Genomic DNA, 17,668 nt, shown 5'->3' with positions numbered 1-17,668 from the left:
CTAGCGTTGGCCGCCAAACGCCTCAGCGGCTTCTTCCTGGAATTCAGGATGGTGATGACCGTAGTTTGCCTCAAGCTGCTCTACCGTCATTCCAAGCCAGCCAGCAGCCTCCCACATATCGACGCCGGCCTGCATCAGCCACGTCGCTGCTGTATGGCGTAGCGAATGCCGGACAACATCCTCGCCAAGCCCCGCGTCCTGCAGAATACCTTCCCAAGCTGACCTGATCTTGCCGGCAAGCGGCTGGCCATCGTGAATGCGGTTCACGACGAATCTGATTTGTTCGCCGTTCTCCAGAATGCCGGCCGCGCGCAGTTCGCTCGATCGCATTTGGTCGATCTTGCGCCAGCGGACCAAGTGAGGGCGCAGGCGGCTAGCGATCTTTGCCGGAGGGCGCCGTTTCTTAGTTGACCGTTCCAGGGCGCCTTTGCCCTGATAGACCATGCCGTCGAGGTTCATCCATGGATGCGTGGTGGTGGCGAGCCATTGTGTGCGCCGAATCGTTTCCTCGCGCCGCGCGCTGTAAACGCCAATCAGACAAAAGCGGGCGGCCGGATAGCGTCGCCGGATGATCCACCGCTCCCGGCGCAACAGCTTGCCATCTTCCTTTCGTTTCCAGGATTTTCGCTCGTTATCCCACACGTAGCCGATCGCGGCACCGAGCAGGCGCGCGGCTTCGTTGCGCGTCAGCCAGCGGTGGCGGCCTTCCGCCTTGGGAGGTAGGGTAATCTTCGGAACGACGCTCAGCGTGTGCTCCGCATGGTACGCGTTGATGGCAGCACGTAAATCCTCAAGCCGGCGCCTAGCGGTTTGCTCGGAAACTTTGTCTTGACGTGGCTTAATCCCGGCCTGCCTGTTGTTTTCATTCGGCGTGTTCGTGGACCAGTCCACGAAGTCGCGGCACAGCTGGGCCTTGAGCTTGCTCACTGTCTTGTCACCGAAGAAGCCATTCAGATCGAGGAGCCGGATGAGCAGTAGATCATGCTGCGCCCAGGCTCGCTCGTCACTCTTATCCTTTGGCCGTTTGGATATCTCGTAGGCAGTAAGGACGTCGGCTATGGCGAGGACCCCAGGGTCACTTGCCCCGATTGTGGTTGGGTGCCGTCCGCCGATGTAGGTTTCGAGCGCTTTCGCAGCGCCGTCAATGTCGTCGCGGCTGCAACCTGTGCGGATCTGCCGTCGCTTTCCCTCCGATCGATCGAGGATGACCCAGCATCCGTCGTCTTCTCGGAACCAGAGTCGCGGCGGCTTGGCTTTGCGGCCCGGCATGATGGCTTTACCAATTTGCGGATAGCACGAGGCGTCGTCAAATCTTTACCTGCCACTTTGGCGATTTCAAGAGTCCCAACTGCCGCTGCCCTGCGCAGTGATGATAATGTCAGTGGACCTTGCGGAAAAAACACGGCGACAGCCTCGACAAAGGTCATCGCTTCATCCTCGTTCCATTGGGAGGGATCCGGTCGTGCTTTCGCGCGCGCAAGCTTGTCGGCATTTCGCTTGGGCATATGTTGGACCCGGGACCTTTGCTTCCGCTGTTCTGATCAACGTGTAAGCAAAATCTGCCCTTCGTGAAGCTTGATGCCTTGGCCGGTGCGGCAATCGGCGACTTCCGAGTACAAATTGGACGATCGAGGACTCTGAATCATCGCATTCCCAAATGGCGTGATGTTCGGCTTCAACGAAAATTCGTGGCCATTCCCAAATCGTCCATCCGTAAAGCAGTGTCCCTCCGTCTCTCGCAACCTTTGCGGCAACGTTGCTGAAGCACTCGCTGGCAACGGCGCCGGGCTCAGGCAAGACTGAGATCCAGACAGGCTGTCGGTCTGGGCTGAGTTCGCGGCAAAGGGCCAGGATGGGCTCGGAGATCTCCCGCGGGGAGGGGGTAAAGGTTCTCTGGAAGATCTCAGTTCGTATCGCCGGCATGGCCTCCATTCCCATTTTGGGCCTGAAAGGAGGATTATCGCTCTTGAGGCGATAGATCGAGCTAAGATATTGATTTGTCTTATCGATACCCCCATATTTAGTTGAGTAAGACGCTTGCTGGTCGGAGGTCAGGTTCCTTAGACCTTGGCGATTTTCCGGGTTTTTGCCCCGTTGCCCGAGCTTATCGGAACTGCTAGTTTGAACGGACAGGGAACATCCGCCGTCCAAGAGGATTGGTGGGTAGCTGGATTTTTAAGGGTCGATGCCCTATTTTGCACCCTGAGATAGGCACTGGTCGAGAGCCATGAGCGTCCGGATCAACCGGGAATACGTGAACGACACCGCGAAGCTGATCATGCATCGGCTTATTGCGCGGCAGATCGGTCGCGACCCGTCGCTGGTCGAAAGGGCTAAGGATTCTTTGGCCCATAACTACCAGCGTTTCGAAGGCTACGCTTTCGTTCGCGAGTGGTCGGACATGCTTGGCTTTCCTCCTTCTACGGTCCGCCGCCGTCTGACGAGCCGCGACGAAGAGATGACGCGTCTGCGTCTGTCCTCACCTTTCGTTTTGGCGGAAGGCATCAATTTCGAGGACGACACTCTGCGCCGTCGTATCTGGAAGGCGGCGAAGCGGATTGCCGAGAGATCTGCGATCCATCAGACCGCGGGACTTCCGCGGATGGCTGCGTGACACAAAACTCGTTTGTTCGCACTATTGAAGACCTTGTCGAGACAGTCAGGGTGATCGCCCGGCTATTTAAAACCGACAAGGTCTTCATCATCGGCAGCCAAAGCATCTTGCTTTCATGGCCAGACGCACCAATCGTCCTACGCACCTCTGGCGAAATCGACGCTTATCCGGAAAACGCGAAGATTTGGGAGATCCAGCAGAAGGAACTGGATCCCGAAGACGATCCAGAGGCTTCAGAAGAGATCAATGCCCTCTATGGCGAGGGCTCTAAATTCCATCGCGAGCACGGCTTCTATATCGACGGTGTCGACGAGAACACCGCGCGGCTTCCTGAAGATTGGAACAAGCGGGCGATCACCAAGACGGTCGACGTCGACGATCGAAAGGTCCTAGCCGTTGCCCCATGTCCTGAGGACATCATCGTATCCAAACTCGCTCGCTTGTCCGACAAGGACAAGGAGTTCGTGGAAGGCTACCACCAGGCGCGACCGTTCGATCGCGAGCTCGTTGTCGAGCGCATCAAGGCGACGAAGCTTGAGGCCGAACTTCAGGAGCGAGCCATAAACTTCGTGCGCGGCCTTGCGGATGCGCCGAAAGCAGATGCTGCGGCAGGCAAGACGGTCGGATCATAGCCGTTGCCGGCTGTGCAACCTATCGCGCCTTGATTCAGCGTCGCGCGTCGGCGGGGGGCGTTGCGCTTCAGCGCTTCTCATTCAGGTCCTCCAATTCGATCGAAGCAAACACTCAGAGTCTGCAGGGCGCGATCGGGACGCGACAGCGCCTCTGAGAACAGTTGCGCCCACATAGGCGGCACTTTGTCTGCGGCAATTCTATTCGGCCATCTTTCGATTGTTTGAAAAAGGGCGTCTTCCAACTCTCCCGGAAACCCGCGATCCGCCGCCAAGCGCACAGCCATTCGGAGCCTGTCCTTGGCGCTCACCGATTGTGGCACCTGCGATAACAAAGACCACCCTTTAGACGTCTCTTTGATCGCCTCACGGTGGCAAATTTCCTCGAAAGCTCCGAGAAGCAGTTTGACCACGGTATCGCTACGTTTTCCGTACTTGACCGGGGGCGTCGTGAGATCAGTGAGGATCCTCGCTGGCAGCTCTGGATCAGCTTTCTCCTCCTCCAGCCAAGCAAGGAGAATATCCGCCATCGTGCCGCATCCCGACGTTTTCAGTTCGGAAACTTTGTCGGCATCTCCTTTCGCTAACGCCGTCTCATTTCTCAATCGTCGTCCAAGTGCGTAGGATCTAATCAGGTGGCGAAGTTTGGCGGCGCTAAACACTATGTAGTCAAGTGGATCGGATTCAGGAGATTCCGGTCGTGGCGGCTCCGCTCGTAGGATGAGATCCAGAACTCGGGCTTGGAAGATCAGAAAGTCAAAAAACTCGGGTGCGTCGGCTCTGGCCGCCGAGAGAGACAACGATTGCCAAAAATCGCCCTTATCCCACTCGAGGTACTCGTAGCTTATTGTTGTCGCACATGCGTTGGAATTAAATGTAGCCAAATCCTTGTGCTGAACGACCGGTCTAATCAAGCCGTCCATGTCAGTAGGATGATCGAGGACAGCCGACGCGCCAATGGCGATTAAATGATCTATGTCCATCGGCCGGGGGCCAAACAGCATGCTTGAGTATCCGGATACGCCAGCTCCGCGCCTCTTGAAATCGAAGCTTTCCGGATTGATAAGGTTCAAGTCTGGAGCTGCTTCCTGGGGCATGCCATTGAGTGCCCTAGTGTAAGCGCGGATGCCAGGTCGCAGAGCGCCTTCGATGACCTGTAGCCAGCGGCGCTGGCCGAAACGATCGGTCTGCCACCACACACCCTCGATCTTCCGGCTCAACGCCGCTGCCCTAAGGGACGGCTCTTCGGTGATGTCAGCTACTGTAAATGGAAGCTCGCTTCGTAGCAGGAGATCTCCCGGCAGTGACGGTAACCAGGATGGACCTGCAAACAGTGCCAAATAGCCCTTGGAGCTGAATTCAAGATGCCAGGTCGCGGCATAGATGGTCACGATCGAGAACGCGGCAATTACACAGATAGTGGTGACTACTGAACGCCACCGCGCCAATAGCGCGGTGAACGTTCCAGGCGGTGGGCGAGTTGAGGGGGCGATCGGCAGGTAGATATTATCGCGTGACAGTCCGCCGGAAACCGGCTCCTGCGGGGCTCTCCCTTTGAGATTGAACGCGAGCGCAGGTACTCTTCTCTTTAGGTAGGGAAACAAGGCCTCATCCAGGCTAACGTGCTCCGAGCGAAGCCGCGCCGCTTCGTCGATTTTCTCGAACAACGCCAGCGCAAGCAAACTTGACCCACTGGCGTCAGTTGCAGATTTTAGGAGATCGTCTTCGTAGGCTAGTTGATCCGCTTGACACGAAGCGACGAACAACCTGCAACGAGAGCCTTCCAACCGGCTGAAGAACTCGCTGCCCCAGAATACCGCCTCCGCGTGGCAGCAATCCACAAAGATCAGGACGTTCTTTGCTTGCATTCTACGGAGCGCATCGTCGATAAATTGGGCATCGACGCCTTGGCCAACCTGCGGATGGTCGTACGCGCAGAAGTTGGCGCCGTTTGCCGTACGACGACCGTGACCGGCAAGATAGATCAGCACGAAATCAAGGTTTTGCAGGGTCGCGAGTGTCTCGAGCGAGGATTTAATTGTAAGGTGAGTCGCCTGCGCGTTGAAAAATGCGAAATGTCTCGACTGCTCGCGCGGGAAGGTGTCGGAAACCCACGCGTGGACACGGCGGGCGTCTGCGCTAGCACATTTCAGGGGCAATTCATCCCCTTGGTAGAACCCTTGGGGGTACTCGTCGATTCCAATCGCGAGGGAGGCAAAACGGGCTTGGGCCATCGGCTACCAAACGAAAAAATCTCGGATGCCGGCCGATGAGCCTCTCGATCCCTTAACGCCTGCGGGAGCGTGGGCAATCAGCTTCTGCAGTATTATTGGTGCGGCCAGACCAACGAAGTAGACGTCAAATGGAACTCCGTCAGAGCCGAATCGAACCCACGCGAGAAACGCGCCCACCAAGACCATCGCAATCGTCACAATCCAGTAAAAAACCGACTTTGCGTAGATCGGCACACGACCACCGCGTCGAAGTCCATACCAATGAAGAACCTCCGCCGAGATTCCGCCGGCCGCGCCAACGGAAAAAACGGAAAAATCGCTGCTGAGAGTGGCAACCATGGTGTCCCGCCATTTGTACAATTTTTGGGTTACGAGGCGCAATTATATCGCGCAGCGAGAAGCCATAAAGCGCGCGCGGACCTCTTCATACTGGCTATACTCGCTTGGCTCCCGAAGTGGACCGCGCTGTCGAACATACGTCGGCTCACCCAACGCCCGCCGGATCTGAAAGTAATCCAGCGATCGGCTCGCGATATCTAGGCGTGTTTTTGAAGGTGCCCGTATAATCAGTCACCGGAGAACCCAAACGGTACGCTTGACGTCCTGAAGTCGTCGGGAAGGAGTTCACGACCAATTGGAAGCGCTGACCGAGCCGCGCATCTCGGGCGGCGGCAGACGCGACATGCGACGCCGATCGGCGTTGCCTCCTCCGAGCGTGGTCCATGGCCGCCGCGCATATAGACCAATTGCCCGGCGTGCCCGGCTGCGCAGCCAATTGCGATTGCGCGCTCGACGCGGATTGCACCGAACGAGCCTCCGCCGGCGGTGCCCATCGCGCGCATCTCGCCGAAGATGATTTTGACGGGTATACGAACACAAGGTGCGCGAGCTACTTCCGCCGGAGGAGTTTTGGGAGCTGCGCCGTAAGTTCAAGGTGGAAAGCTCAGCAAACCTGATTTATTCTTTCGGAATTGCGTAGCGAGGAGACTAACGTGGCAACTGGCGTGGTAAAATGGTTCAATGCGACCAAAGGTTTCGGCTTCATTCAACCCGATGATGGCGGCCAAGATGTTTTTGTGCACATAAGCGCCGTCGAGCGCGCTGGTCTCTCGGACCTGCGTGAGGGACAGAAGGTCTCTTACGAGGTCAAAGTCGATCAGAGGCGGGGCAAGAGCAGCGCGGAAAATCTGCGCGTATCTTGATCACTGCATTTTTCTCTCAAGATCTCTCAGGAGCGTGTGGAGAAAGTCGCTCGCGCAATCATATCGCGCGCCGCCGCCGGCGATATCATGCGCGCGCGGCTCTACTATACTGCCAACGGTTTCGCGGCCGAGTAAATCAGCTCTTTCAGACCACTGCTGCAATAGACGATCAGGAATGTCTTCCGCGGACCCGAACAGCTTCAGAAGGCATTCCTCACCTTCGGCTTTGTGGTCGTGATGAGCTTTCGCCGCATAGAAAGCGAATAGTCCACGAAAAGCATCACGGGAAACGGCCGGTTTTGCCATTGCAATGTCCCCGGAAAAATTGACTGCTCAATGGGACGATCTTGATTGTCCAGTGCAGGAAAATCCAGCAAAACTTTCGTCGCACGTCACAAGAAAAGGCCGCCCTTTGGACGGCCTCAGGTTGTTCGCTATGCTGATCTAAAATCGTGCTGAAAGCACCGACGTAGCCTTGTTGCTACGTCAGACCCCGGGTGTAAATAGATGCGAGATGAACGTTCCAGCCCCGGCCCTAAGATTATGCCAAGGTGATTTGCTTCTGCCAATGTAAATCCGATGAATGCCGGGAAAGAATGCGAATTCCCAACTTATGTTAGTTTTCGTTTGGAACTCGGCAGGTTGAAAATCATGATGATCTATCAGAATTGCGTGCTCGACGAACTTGGTAATGCGCTGAGTTTAGACTTAGCGCGACTGCGCAACAGAGTAAGAAGCCAAGGTCAAGGCCGCCGCGATGGTCGACGGACATCGGGTGGCGATCGACGCGTCGCTCTAGTTGGCGCGACGTGGAGCACCTCGTGGGCTTTCAGACATTAGCGTAGCGGCAGTACCAACTGCAGCCTTGTTTCGCTCGCATTGGCGGCGATGAAGGCATCCAGCGCAGGTGTGATCTCCAAGGCCTCATCGATTGCGAGTTGCGCAAGCGCCGTGGCAACCTCCGACGTCGCGTCCCTCGACCAGCCCTCAATAGCGTTAAAGGCCACGATCCGCACGGGATAGGTGTATTGTCCAGAGATCAGATCGCGGACGATGGTCTCCAAGTCCGTATCTTCCTCGTCGGTCTCCCGCCAAGCGCAGCCGGCGCGCGCTCCAAAGTCCTCCAACACCAAATAGACGTCACGATCGAGGCGATCAGCCGGTACAATCGAGGGCGAGGACCGCATGAGCTATTCAGAACACAAAGGCTGAGAGAGACGGCCCCGGCTTCAGGGGGCTGGGGGGCATGGCCGGGGCCGCTCTGCCAGCTCTGCACGGGCTGGCAACACTCTCAAGCCGATCTGCTGGCCTGCGTTCCTCGCCGGTCCAGCTGGGAAATTTACGGGTGGTCAGACTGGCGGGCCTATCACGTCGTACTCGAACGCCACGCCCTCAGGATCGTTCTCCTCGAAACACGTTTCCGCGGCGTCGATCGTGGAGAAGACCTTAATGTGGTCGACGTCGCCGACCTGTTTGGCGGTGTTCACGTAGACGAAGACGGTCATAGTCATCCTCAGACCACGGATGGCGGAGAGACGGCCGCGGCTTCAGAAGACTTTTGGGCCAGGGCCGGGGCCGCTCCGCCAGCTCGGCAGCGCGCTGGCAAGACTCTCAAGCCGATCTGTTGGCCTTCGTTCCTCGCCGCTCCAGTTGGGCAGACTACGGGTAGAGGCGGTTCATCGTTGTGGGGGCATCGTTCTGGTTTCACGAAACGTTCACATGCGCGGTCAGTCTCAGTGGCTTACTTTGAAAATCACGGTAGCCTAGTTTGATGCCGGATGGCCCTGCCTATGATTTTAGACCCTTCCGATGGCTTCAAGGTTGTCACCAACCAGAAAACGCTGGCGTTCAACGGCAGTGACCGGCAACGGCAAATCGTTCTCCGCGATCTGCCCCAATACGTACGAAGCCAAAACACTGCCAAACACTGTGCCTGGTGCGATTCCGCGGCCGTTATAGCCACTGAAACCGATGACGTTGCGATCCAGCTTGTGAAGCCCGGGCAAGATCCGACGTCATTCCAATCATGCCGAACCAGCCGGCTTCAAACTGGACGCCCCGAAGTCCTGGAAAAAGCTTGCGCAGCGATCTTTGGGCCCAGGCCCGGTGAATAGATTGCCCCATTCCCTCAAGCGCATCAACACTGCCAAACACGAGTCGCCCGGAGCGATCGAGGCGAAATGAAGAGAGGACCTCTCGAGTGTCCCACACACCCCCTCGCGCATAGGCCAATGGCTGCATGGTGCCGGCGCGGCTATCGAGCAGCGCGCCGGTGTAGTCGCCACCGCCTACTTTCCTGTGTGTTGCCTCCGCATTTAGCACCAAGACGGGCGCTCCACGCTTCTGCCACTGTTCGGCACGGGCCTCAATCTCCTCCAAGCCTTTACGTCCGACCGCACAATGTAAAGTGCCGGCACGTTCCACTTCACATTCGATGTCGTGCTTTTCGATGAGTTCGAACACCGTCTGCGGTCCGCGCCCGAGTTGTTCAAGCAACCGTTCTCCAAACGGCGCGCGGAGCGCGTCCGGAAGCGCGTCAGGCATGAGCCACATGCCCGCATTCACGAGCCCGACGTTCCGCCCGGAGCCGCCGAATCCTATTTCAGACGCCTCCAAAAGCGCGACACGCGCCCCACCTTCAGCAAGATGAAGGGCCGCCGACAGCCCCAATCACGACGATATCCGCTGCAGTTCGGCGGTAAGGGGAGCAGTTTCAGGCGCTGGTGGCGCAGTCAGAGCCCATAGTCCGTGTGATCGTCTATTGTTTCGCATCCGCCAATCTTGATCGACCCGAGGTCCAGCAGCTACGGTGAATACCGGTAAGCTCTGGCGGACCTCTCTAGTATGCAAAACTGACGCCGGCCAGGTGCTAGTTTCTCACTACATCATGCTCGGGGCGCAATGAATAGCCGCCATCGAGCCAAGTCGCGGAGGAGAAACATCGGCCAGGTGAAAGCGATCAGGCGTCGAGATTGTGCAGGTGCTGGCGGTTGCGCAGCACGATCTGGCGAGCGCCCGAGAAGCCGAGTATGCCCTTTGCGTGAAGCTGCGAGAGCGCGCGCGACACGGTCTCGAGCGTGAGGCCCAGATAGTCGCCGATATCGAGCCGACACATCGGCAGCGCCATCATGTTGGCGACGGCGAGGCGGCGATCCATTTCGAGCAGGAAGGTTGCAACACGCTCCATCGCCGTCTTGCGCCCCAGCAGCAACATGTGATCTTCGGCGTGACGCAGCTCGCCCGCCGTCATGGCCCAGAGCTTGCGCGCGACCTGTACGTCGGTGCCGGCGACCCTTTCGAGGCTGGCCCGCTCCACGAGGCGCACGCTTGTGGCGATAATCGCTTCGGCCGCAAGGCGATGCGTCTGGCCCGGTTCGAGGCCGAACACGTCACCGGGAAGGTGGAATGCGCCGATCTGACGGCGGCCGTCGGAGAGCAGCTTGTAGCTGCGCACCGCGCCGGAGACCACCTGATAGACATATTCGGCGGGCTCGTCTTCGCCGTAGATCTCCTCGTCCTTGCGATAGGAGAACTCGGTGGCAACGAGGCCGGCATGTCCCGCGATCGCGCCGAACTGGTCGGAAACGGGACGCGCGGGAGCGATCTTACCGCCGATTTGGGTGTTAATCGCCTCGGTCTTGAGCGTCTGGGTCAGCATCTGCGCCATCTCCGTTGTGATGGTGCATTGGTATGCCGGATCGTACGGTCCGGAAATTTCGAGCGATATCTTAAGGAGGTTTACCTACGGAGAATCCCGGAGGTCAGTGGCCGCGCCTGTCCTGGATGGCGTGGCAGATGCATTTCGCGAGGCTTTCATCGAGGAGCGGCTTCAAAATCACGTCCTTGATCCCTGCCGCCGCCGCCCGTGCTGAGATATGTCCGTCCGGATAACCCGTGATCAGGATCACGGGCGTGTCGACGTCGGATTGGCGCAGCCGCCTGGCCAGCTCGATGCCATTGATGTCAGGCATCTTGTAGTCGATGACATAACAATCTGCGCGGGGCGGGTTCGTCGCATTGAGCAGCGCCGTGGCATTCCTGAAGGTCCGTACGGCAAAACCGTCGGTTTCCAACAGGAACCGCAGGGAGCCCAGCACGGCGGCATCGTCATCGACAACATAGACGGTGAGCTTCGCCGATGACGCCATTGGGAGCCGCTGATGGTGCGAGCCGATCTCGATCATGCTCATTGGCTAGCACAGGGCCAGCGCAAGGGCTTTGACCTGACTCAATCCTTGATCAGGCCGGCGCGCATCGCCAGCCGCACCAGCTCCGAGAGGCTGTTGGCCTGCATCTTGGTCATCACATTGGCCCGGTACACCTCGATCGTGCGCGGGCTGATATCGTATTCGCGGGCGATCAACTTGTTGGAGAGGCCTGCGATCAGAGCCTCCATGACCTGCCGTTCGCGCGGGCTCAAGGAGGTGACGCGGGCGGCGACATCCTGGGCGATGGCTTCGCTCTTGGCCGCCGGCTCTGCCTGGCGGATAGCGGCTTCGATCATGGTGACGAGGCGGTCGTCCTCGAATGGCTTCTCGAGAAAGTCGACCGCACCAAGCTTCATCGCCTCGACTGCGAGCGGCACGTCGCCGTGACCAGTCATGATCAGGATCGGAAACGGACTGTTCTGCGCCTTCGTGCGCTTGAGAAGCTCGATTCCGTCAAGGCCCGGCATGCGGATGTCCGAGACGACGCAGCCGAAGGCGAGGCCGGGCAGGGCGTCGAGAAAACTTAGCGCGTTGTCGAACAGCGTGACGCCAAAGCCTGAGGAGTCCAGCAGGAAGTTCAGCGAGTCCCGCATCGCCTCGTCGTCGTCGATGACGTAGACATGTCCCTTGGTCGTCATGAATCAGGTCTCATCGGCTGCCGGGAGGGTGAAGCGGAATGTCGCGCCGCCCGATGCGTTGCTTTCGGCCACCATGAGGCCGCCGTGAGCCTCGATGATCGAGCGGCTGATCGACAGTCCGACGCCCATGCCGGTCTCTTTGGTGGTGAAGAAGGTCTGGAACAGATTTGGAATGACGTCGTCCTGAAAGCCGGAACCGGTGTCGGACACCTCCACCTCGATCATATCGTCGCTGACGCGGGCGTTGGTGACGGCGAGCTCACGCCGTGGCGACTGCGCCATCGCTTCCAGCGCGTTGCGGAACAGGTTGACCAGCACCTGCTGGATCTGCACGCGGTCAGCAAGGACGAGATCGGCGTCCGGATCGAGGCTGAAACGGAGCTGCACGTTCTGCTCGCGTGCGCCGGCTAGTCCCAGCGCGCCGGCTTCCTCGATCAGTTTGGACAGGGTTTCGACCCGCTTTTCGGACTCGCCGCGGGAAACGAAGTCGCGCAAGCGCCGGATGATCTGGCCTGCACGCACAGCCTGCTCCGAGGCGCGATCCAGCGCGCTCTCGATCTTCGGCGTGTTCGGATCGGTACTGCCGGCGAGCAGTCGCCGCGAGCCCTTCATGTAATTGCTGATCGCCGCCAGCGGTTGGTTCAGCTCATGCGCGAGCGCGGACGCCATCTCGCCCATCGCGCTCAGCCGCGAGACATGGACGAGCTCCGACTGCAATTCCTGGAGCCGCGCCTGGGTCTGCTGATGCTCGGTGAGGTCGCGGACGAACCCGGTGAAATAAGGCTCGCCGCCCGACTGCATCTCGCCGATCGACAGGTGCATCGGGAAGGTGGTCCCGTCGCGGCGTCTGCCGGTGACGATGCGACCGATGCCGATGATGTGCGGATCGTGGCTGGAGCGATAGCGGGCGATGTAGCTGTCATGGCGGGCGCGGTCGGGCTCCGGCATCAAAATGCTGACGTTCTGTCCGATCGCCTCGTGCTCGGACCAGCCGAACAGCCGCTCCGCGGCCGTGCTGAACAGCTGGATGATGCTGTTGCCGCCGATGACGATCATCGCATCGGGAATGGTGTGTAGGATCGAGCGGAGGTGAGTCTCGCGGGTGCGCAACGCCTCCTCGACCTGCTTCTCCTCGTCGATGTCCAGAAAGATACCGCTGAGATGACGGGCGGCGCCGGCTTCATCGCGAATGACTCCCGCCCGGGCGCGGATCCATTGCCCACTCTCTGATTCGCCTACGACCCGGAAAGACAGGTCGAACCCGCCGCCCCGCTCGGAGACGCGCTTGATCGCCGTCTCGACCCGCTCGCGGTCCCCGGGCTCGAGGCGGGACATAAACAGGTCGTAGCTCCGCGGCTGGCCCCGCGCGACGCCGAGCAAGATACCGGCGGTTTCCGACCAGTCCAGCTCCCGCGTGTTGAGGTCGAGATCCCAGGTGCCAACGCCGAATCCTTCGATTCGGACGCGAAAATATTCGCCGCGAGCGTCGTCTTGTGGATGCGTGACGCGGCTCGGCGACAAGCTATTGCTCCCATTCTCCTGCGGCGGGTTCCGTGCCGTGAAGATGGCTGCAATTTCGCCCAAGGCCGGGCCGGAGGCAAGTTCGGATGTCTGATTTTATTGGCGGATTTCTTCCAGCTGGCGCGACGAAATTTGATCTACCTCATCCCGCCTTGCGTCGGCGCGGCTAGATTCCACCGCATCTCGCTGCCCGGAGGCTCCCGATGACATATGCGACAGTGATGGTCAGCCTGGCGCTCGATCAGCCCAAAAACGGCCGTCTTCTGGCTCGCCCGCCACGGCGTCGCTGCTAGCACGCGCATCGCGGAAGTCGGGAGAAACGAAACCGCCGCCGTGCAATTGGAGAAGATCGCCCATGACGTCGGTGCCGGCCTGATCGTCGCCGGCGCCTACGGTCATTCGCGCTTCCGCGAGCTGATCCTCAGCGGCGTTACGCAGTATCTTGTGATGCAATCCGCCCGCTGCGTGTTGCTGTCGCACTGACGGCCGGCGAACCCAGATGAACGAGGAGGACGCGCCGTGTACAAGTTTCTTGAGCAGACCGTCGACGGCTACATGACGCGCGACGTCCGGATGGTGAAGCGCGATCTCGACCTGCTCGAACTCAGCGAGATGTTCGAGCGCGACGATTTCAACTCCTATCCAGTCGAGGACGACGGGCAGGTCGTCGGCATCGTCACCAAATTCGACATCCTGAAGGGCTTCGCCCTCACGCCGAGCCAGATGCTGCCGCGCTATCACGATCTGACGAGCCGCAAAGTCGGTGACGTCATGGCGCCTGAATTCATTTATGTCAGTTCCGACACCAAGTTGACGCGCGTGCTCCAGATCATGGTCGAGCACCGCATCAGGAGCGTCATCGTGCTCAACAGCCGCCAGAAGCTGGTCGGAATCATCGCCCGTGAGGACGTCATCGCCGCACTCAAGGCGACCGCGCGCGACTGACAGGCCGTCCGCAAATCGCTCGACTTGAGCTCCATGATTTCACGCAAGCGGTGGTTACCGCGCGCTGCGAGGAGCGCGAGCGGTTGATATCGCTCTCCGACCAGCGGCTGCTTCACATTAACAGAAATTCACTGACCTTGATTTCAATCAAGTCCCCGCGAGGTTGAATGTGGTTTCTGGCGCTGTGTTTCTTTCGAAAGAGAATCCGCATGAGCCAGCCATCTATCTCAAAATCCATGACAACAGGTGAAAGCGGCCTGGCGCTCGTGTTTGCGGTCACCGCCTTCCTCTGCTTGATCGCCTCAGCCAAGGCGCTCGATGCGCCGTTCGCGTTCCATGCCGCGCTCAGCGCGGCGGCGAGCCTGGCCGCGGTGTTCTGCATCGTCAACCGCTACTTCGATCGGCCGGCAGAGCTGCCGCCGGCGGAGATCAACGGGCGCCCCAACTACAATATGGGGCCGATCAAGTTCTCGTCCTTCATGGCGATGTTCTGGGGCATTGCGGGCTTCCTTGTCGGCCTCATCATCGCCTCGCAACTGGCCTGGCCCGCGCTGAACTTCGATCTGCCCTGGACCAGTTTTGGCCGCTTGCGGCCGCTGCACACCTCGGCCGTGATCTTCGCCTTCGGCGGCAATGTGCTGATCGCAACATCGTTCTACGTGGTGCAGAAGACCTGCCGCGTACGCCTCGCGGGCGACCTCGCACCCTGGTTCGTCGTGGTGGGCTACAACTTCTTCATCTTGATCGCCGGCACCGGCTATCTGCTCGGCGTCACCCAGTCCAAGGAATATGCGGAGCCGGAATGGTACGCCGATCTCTGGCTGACCATTGTCTGGGTCACTTATCTCCTCGTCTTCCTCGGCACGATCATCAAGCGCAAGGAACCGCACATCTTCGTCGCGAACTGGTTCTATCTCGCCTTCATCGTGACGATCGCGGTGCTGCATCTCGGCAATAATCCAGCACTTCCCGTCTCGGTGTTCGGCTCGAAATCCTACGTCGCCTGGGGCGGCATCCAGGACGCCATGTTCCAGTGGTGGTACGGCCACAACGCGGTCGGCTTCTTCCTGACCGCCGGCTTCCTCGCCATCATGTACTACTTCATCCCCAAGCGCGCCGAGCGGCCGATCTATTCCTACCGTCTCTCGATCATCCATTTCTGGGCGCTGATCTTCCTCTATATCTGGGCGGGTCCGCATCATCTGCACTACACGGCGCTGCCGGACTGGACGCAGACGCTCGGCATGACCTTCTCGATCATGCTGTGGATGCCGTCCTGGGGCGGCATGATCAACGGCCTGATGACGCTGTCGGGGGCCTGGGACAAGCTGCGCACCGACCCCGTGCTGCGCATGCTCGTGGTCTCCGTCGCCTTCTACGGCATGTCGACCTTCGAAGGCCCGATGATGTCGATCAAGGTGGTCAATTCGCTCAGCCACTACACCGACTGGACCATCGGCCACGTGCATTCCGGCGCGCTCGGCTGGGTCGGCTTCGTCTCCTTCGGCGCGCTCTACTGCCTGGTGCCGTGGGCCTGGAATCGCAAGGGCCTCTACAGCCTCAAGCTCGTCAACTGGCACTTCTGGGTCGCCACCCTCGGCATCGTCCTCTACATCTCGGCGATGTGGGTGTCCGGCATCCTCCAGGGCCTGATGTGGCGCGCCTACACCTCGCTCGGCTTCCTCGAATATTCCTTCATCGAGAGCGTCGAGGCGATGCATCCCTTCTACATCATCCGCGCCGCCGGCGGCGGGCTGTTCCTGATCGGCGCGCTGATCATGGCCTACAATCTCTGGATGACCGTTCGCCTCGGCGAGGCGGAAGTCCAGATGCCCGTCGCTCTTCAGCCGGCGGAATGAGGAGTTTTCCATGTCGTTCTGGACACGCCACCAAATCTTCGAAAAGAACTCGATCATCCTGATCGTCGGCATCCTGCTGGTGATCGCGATCGGCGGCCTCGTCGAGATCACGCCGCTGTTCTATCTCAAGAGCACGATCGAGGCGGTCGACGGCGTCAGGCCGTATACACCGCTGGAGCTTGCCGGGCGCAACATCTACGTCCGCGAGGGCTGCTATCTCTGCCACTCGCAGATGATCCGCCCCCTGCGCGACGAGGTCGAGCGCTACGGCCATTTCTCGCTCGCCGCCGAGAGCATGTACGACCACCCGTTCCAGTGGGGCTCGAAGCGCACCGGCCCCGATCTTGCCCGCGTCGGCGCCAAATATTCCGACGATTGGCACGTCACCCACCTGACCAACCCGCGCGCGATCGTGCCGCAGTCGGTGATGCCGGGCTATCCGTTCCTCAGCCAGACCGAAGTCGATCCTGATACGATCGCCGACCACATGCGCACGCTGAAGACCGTTGGCGTGCCCTACACCGACGACCAGATCGCCAACGCCGGCGCCGACATGAAGGCCCAGGCCGATCCGGACAATGCCGGCACCGATGCCTTCAGCAAGCGCTACGCCAAGGCGGTGGTGCGCAATTTCGACGGCAAGACCGGCACGCCGACCGAGATGGACGCGCTGATCGCATATCTGCAGATGCTCGGCACGCTGGTCGACTTCAAGATCTACAACGAGAAAGCCAATCTTCGCTGAGAAGGCATCACCGATGAAAGCCATCCTGACACTCGACAATCTCGCCTCCAGTCTCGTCACCACGATCTGGACGCCGGTCTTCGTCGCGATCTTTCTCGCGATCATCACCTACGCATTCTGGCCCCGCAACAAGGCTGCGTTCGACGAAGCGGCACGCCTGCCGTTGCGGGAGGAGTAAGAGATCATGACCGATCATCATGGCGACATCGATTCCGTCTCCGGCAGGTCCACGACCGGGCACGAGTGGGACGGCATCAAGGAGCTCAACACGCCGCTGCCGCGCTGGTGGGTGATTACGTTCTACCTCACCATCGTCTGGGCGATCGGCTACTGGATCGTCTATCCGGCCTGGCCGCTGATCTCCAGCAATACCACAGGACTGTTCGGCTACTCGACACGCGCCGACGTCGCGGTCGAGCTCGCCAATCTCGAGAAGATCCGCGGAGCCAAGATGGTGGCGCTGGGCGCGGCCTCGCTCGCCGACATCGAGAAGGATCCGGCCTTGCTGGCGCTCGCCCGGGCCAAGGGCAAGACGGTGTTCGGCGACAATTGCGCGCCGTGTCACGGCAGCGGCGGCGCCGGCGCCAAGGGCTATCCGAACCTGAACGACGACGACTGGCTGTGGGGCGGTACGCTCGACCAGATCATGCAGACCATCCAGTTCGGCGCGCGCTCCGGCCACGCCAAGGCGCATGAAGGCCAGATGCTCGCTTTCGGCAAGGACGGCGTGCTGAAGTCGGACGAGGTCGTCACGGTTGCCAACTACGTGCGGTCCTTGTCGGACCTCCCGACCCGGAAGGGCTATGACGCCGCCAAGGGCGAGAAGATCTTCGCAGACAATTGCGTCGCCTGTCACGGCGACGGCGGCAAGGGCAACCCGGAGATGGGCGCGCCCAACCTGACCGATAAGATCTGGCTCTACGGTTCCGACGAGGCAACCCTGATCGAGACCATCAGCCAGGGCCGCGCCGGCGTCATGCCGGCCTGGGAAGGGCGGCTTGATCCTTCCACCATCAAGGCCATGGCGGTCTACGTCCACTCGCTGGGCGGCGGAAAATAGTGGATCAGCGAAC

18 protein-coding genes and 3 pseudogenes are annotated in these 17,668 nt (G+C 59.8%); 9 read left to right on the top strand and 12 right to left on the bottom strand.

Features of this window, described 5'->3' with window-relative positions; translation table 11 throughout:
• Nucleotides 1-1,269, bottom strand: coding sequence for a site-specific integrase (locus tag ABIB73_RS26460; RefSeq protein ID WP_085398456.1), 1,269 nt, complete (start codon nucleotides 1,267-1,269; stop codon nucleotides 1-3).
• 958 nt (nucleotides 1,270-2,227) lie between these two features.
• Between ABIB73_RS26460 and ABIB73_RS26455 the strand changes: the two genes are divergently transcribed.
• Together ABIB73_RS26455 and ABIB73_RS26450 are read left to right on the top strand one after the other, a co-directional pair.
• On the top strand, nucleotides 2,228-2,614 hold the full coding sequence (locus ABIB73_RS26455) for a hypothetical protein (protein ID WP_085398455.1): 387 nt from the start codon (nucleotides 2,228-2,230) through the stop codon (nucleotides 2,612-2,614).
• The gene (locus ABIB73_RS26450) at nucleotides 2,611-3,246 is read left to right on the top strand and encodes a DUF6036 family nucleotidyltransferase (RefSeq protein WP_085398454.1); all 636 of its coding nucleotides are present in this window, start codon (nucleotides 2,611-2,613) and stop codon (nucleotides 3,244-3,246) included. Before ABIB73_RS26455 ends, ABIB73_RS26450 begins: the two co-directional genes overlap by 4 nt.
• Before the next feature lie 77 nt (nucleotides 3,247-3,323).
• Here the strand turns inward: ABIB73_RS26450 and ABIB73_RS26445 are convergent, their stop codons facing one another.
• From ABIB73_RS26445 to ABIB73_RS26435, 3 genes and pseudogenes are all read right to left on the bottom strand, one after another.
• On the bottom strand, nucleotides 3,324-5,477 hold the full coding sequence (locus ABIB73_RS26445; RefSeq protein WP_354228689.1) for a caspase family protein: 2,154 nt from the start codon (nucleotides 5,475-5,477) through the stop codon (nucleotides 3,324-3,326).
• Nucleotides 5,478-5,480: 3 nt separating this feature from the next.
• Nucleotides 5,481-5,816 (bottom strand): hypothetical protein, encoded by a 336-nt coding sequence (locus ABIB73_RS26440; protein WP_317242852.1) that lies wholly within the window; start codon nucleotides 5,814-5,816, stop codon nucleotides 5,481-5,483.
• Between the two features lie 227 nt (nucleotides 5,817-6,043).
• Nucleotides 6,044-6,304: pseudogene (locus ABIB73_RS26435) on the bottom strand (short-chain fatty acyl-CoA regulator family protein); the annotation flags it as partial.
• A 165-nt stretch (nucleotides 6,305-6,469) separates the two neighbouring features.
• Between ABIB73_RS26435 and ABIB73_RS26430 the strand changes: the two are divergent.
• Nucleotides 6,470-6,679: a cold-shock protein gene (locus ABIB73_RS26430; protein ID WP_085398462.1), complete on the top strand. Its 210-nt coding sequence runs from the start codon at nucleotides 6,470-6,472 to the stop codon at nucleotides 6,677-6,679.
• Here the strand turns inward: ABIB73_RS26430 and ABIB73_RS26425 are convergent, their stop codons facing one another.
• From ABIB73_RS26425 to fixL, 8 genes and pseudogenes are all read right to left on the bottom strand, one after another.
• A complete protein-coding gene (locus ABIB73_RS26425; RefSeq protein WP_148771925.1) occupies nucleotides 6,680-6,985 on the bottom strand; it encodes a hypothetical protein in 306 nt (101 codons plus the stop codon).
• Nucleotides 6,986-7,515: 530 nt separating this feature from the next.
• The gene (locus ABIB73_RS26420; protein ID WP_085398450.1) at nucleotides 7,516-7,866 is read right to left on the bottom strand and encodes a hypothetical protein; all 351 of its coding nucleotides are present in this window, start codon (nucleotides 7,864-7,866) and stop codon (nucleotides 7,516-7,518) included.
• A 162-nt stretch (nucleotides 7,867-8,028) separates the two neighbouring features.
• Nucleotides 8,029-8,184: a hypothetical protein gene (locus tag ABIB73_RS26415; RefSeq protein WP_201266095.1), complete on the bottom strand. Its 156-nt coding sequence runs from the start codon at nucleotides 8,182-8,184 to the stop codon at nucleotides 8,029-8,031.
• Nucleotides 8,185-8,514: 330 nt separating this feature from the next.
• Nucleotides 8,515-9,451: pseudogene (locus tag ABIB73_RS26410) on the bottom strand (NAD(P)/FAD-dependent oxidoreductase); the annotation flags it as partial.
• 187 nt (nucleotides 9,452-9,638) lie between these two features.
• Complete coding sequence (locus ABIB73_RS26405) at nucleotides 9,639-10,337, bottom strand: helix-turn-helix domain-containing protein (RefSeq protein ID WP_354097990.1); 699 nt, start codon at nucleotides 10,335-10,337, stop codon at nucleotides 9,639-9,641.
• Nucleotides 10,338-10,440: 103 nt separating this feature from the next.
• Complete coding sequence (locus ABIB73_RS26400) at nucleotides 10,441-10,863, bottom strand: response regulator (protein WP_317242853.1); 423 nt, start codon at nucleotides 10,861-10,863, stop codon at nucleotides 10,441-10,443.
• Between the two features lie 44 nt (nucleotides 10,864-10,907).
• Nucleotides 10,908-11,525, bottom strand: a complete 618-nt coding sequence (fixJ, locus tag ABIB73_RS26395) for a response regulator FixJ (protein WP_354097989.1) — start codon at nucleotides 11,523-11,525, stop codon at nucleotides 10,908-10,910.
• 3 nt (nucleotides 11,526-11,528) lie between these two features.
• Complete coding sequence (fixL, locus tag ABIB73_RS26390) at nucleotides 11,529-13,046, bottom strand: sensor protein FixL (RefSeq protein ID WP_085399680.1); 1,518 nt, start codon at nucleotides 13,044-13,046, stop codon at nucleotides 11,529-11,531.
• Between the two features lie 264 nt (nucleotides 13,047-13,310).
• Between fixL and ABIB73_RS26385 the strand changes: the two are divergent.
• The 6 genes and pseudogenes from ABIB73_RS26385 to ccoP form a co-directional block, all read left to right on the top strand.
• Nucleotides 13,311-13,529 (top strand): annotated as a pseudogene (locus ABIB73_RS26385) (putative universal stress family protein); the annotation flags it as partial.
• A 36-nt stretch (nucleotides 13,530-13,565) separates the two neighbouring features.
• Nucleotides 13,566-13,991 (top strand): CBS domain-containing protein, encoded by a 426-nt coding sequence (locus tag ABIB73_RS26380; protein ID WP_085399671.1) that lies wholly within the window; start codon nucleotides 13,566-13,568, stop codon nucleotides 13,989-13,991.
• A gap of 209 nt (nucleotides 13,992-14,200) precedes the next feature.
• The gene (gene ccoN, locus ABIB73_RS26375) at nucleotides 14,201-15,850 is read left to right on the top strand and encodes a cytochrome-c oxidase, cbb3-type subunit I (RefSeq protein ID WP_354097988.1); all 1,650 of its coding nucleotides are present in this window, start codon (nucleotides 14,201-14,203) and stop codon (nucleotides 15,848-15,850) included.
• A gap of 10 nt (nucleotides 15,851-15,860) precedes the next feature.
• Nucleotides 15,861-16,595 carry a cytochrome-c oxidase, cbb3-type subunit II gene (gene ccoO, locus ABIB73_RS26370; protein ID WP_354097987.1) on the top strand — a complete coding sequence of 245 codons (735 nt, stop codon included), beginning with the start codon at nucleotides 15,861-15,863 and terminating at the stop codon, nucleotides 16,593-16,595.
• 13 nt (nucleotides 16,596-16,608) lie between these two features.
• Entirely contained in the window at nucleotides 16,609-16,773 is a 165-nt protein-coding gene (locus ABIB73_RS26365) for a cbb3-type cytochrome c oxidase subunit 3 (protein ID WP_085399669.1), read from the top strand.
• A gap of 6 nt (nucleotides 16,774-16,779) precedes the next feature.
• On the top strand, nucleotides 16,780-17,655 hold the full coding sequence (ccoP, locus tag ABIB73_RS26360) for a cytochrome-c oxidase, cbb3-type subunit III (RefSeq protein ID WP_085399668.1): 876 nt from the start codon (nucleotides 16,780-16,782) through the stop codon (nucleotides 17,653-17,655).
• The last annotated feature ends 13 nt before the right edge of the window (nucleotides 17,656-17,668 follow it).

Origin of the sequence: Bradyrhizobium sp. F1.4.3 (assembly GCF_040548375.1) — a bacterium.
Classification (GTDB): Bacteria; Pseudomonadota; Alphaproteobacteria; order Rhizobiales; family Xanthobacteraceae; genus Bradyrhizobium.
The sequence above is the reverse complement of the archived record's forward strand: the minus strand, read 5'-3'. Positions and strand labels throughout refer to the sequence as shown.

Coding starts and splice junctions, on each gene's coding strand:
- ABIB73_RS26460 (WP_085398456.1), bottom strand. CDS start 1,269: ATGCCGGGCCGCAAAGCCAAGCCGCCGCGACTCTGGTTCCGAGAAGAC.
- ABIB73_RS26455 (WP_085398455.1), top strand. CDS start 2,228: ATGAGCGTCCGGATCAACCGGGAATACGTGAACGACACCGCGAAGCTG.
- ABIB73_RS26445 (WP_354228689.1), bottom strand. CDS start 5,477: ATGGCCCAAGCCCGTTTTGCCTCCCTCGCGATTGGAATCGACGAGTAC.
- ABIB73_RS26440 (WP_317242852.1), bottom strand. CDS start 5,816: ATGGTTGCCACTCTCAGCAGCGATTTTTCCGTTTTTTCCGTTGGCGCG.
- ABIB73_RS26425 (WP_148771925.1), bottom strand. CDS start 6,985: ATGGCAAAACCGGCCGTTTCCCGTGATGCTTTTCGTGGACTATTCGCT.
- ABIB73_RS26420 (WP_085398450.1), bottom strand. CDS start 7,866: ATGCGGTCCTCGCCCTCGATTGTACCGGCTGATCGCCTCGATCGTGAC.
- ABIB73_RS26415 (WP_201266095.1), bottom strand. CDS start 8,184: ATGACCGTCTTCGTCTACGTGAACACCGCCAAACAGGTCGGCGACGTC.
- ABIB73_RS26405 (WP_354097990.1), bottom strand. CDS start 10,337: ATGCTGACCCAGACGCTCAAGACCGAGGCGATTAACACCCAAATCGGC.
- ABIB73_RS26400 (WP_317242853.1), bottom strand. CDS start 10,863: ATGATCGAGATCGGCTCGCACCATCAGCGGCTCCCAATGGCGTCATCG.
- fixJ (WP_354097989.1), bottom strand. CDS start 11,525: ATGACGACCAAGGGACATGTCTACGTCATCGACGACGACGAGGCGATG.
- ccoN (WP_354097988.1), top strand. CDS start 14,201: ATGAGCCAGCCATCTATCTCAAAATCCATGACAACAGGTGAAAGCGGC.
- ccoO (WP_354097987.1), top strand. CDS start 15,861: ATGTCGTTCTGGACACGCCACCAAATCTTCGAAAAGAACTCGATCATC.
- ABIB73_RS26365 (WP_085399669.1), top strand. CDS start 16,609: ATGAAAGCCATCCTGACACTCGACAATCTCGCCTCCAGTCTCGTCACC.
- ccoP (WP_085399668.1), top strand. CDS start 16,780: ATGACCGATCATCATGGCGACATCGATTCCGTCTCCGGCAGGTCCACG.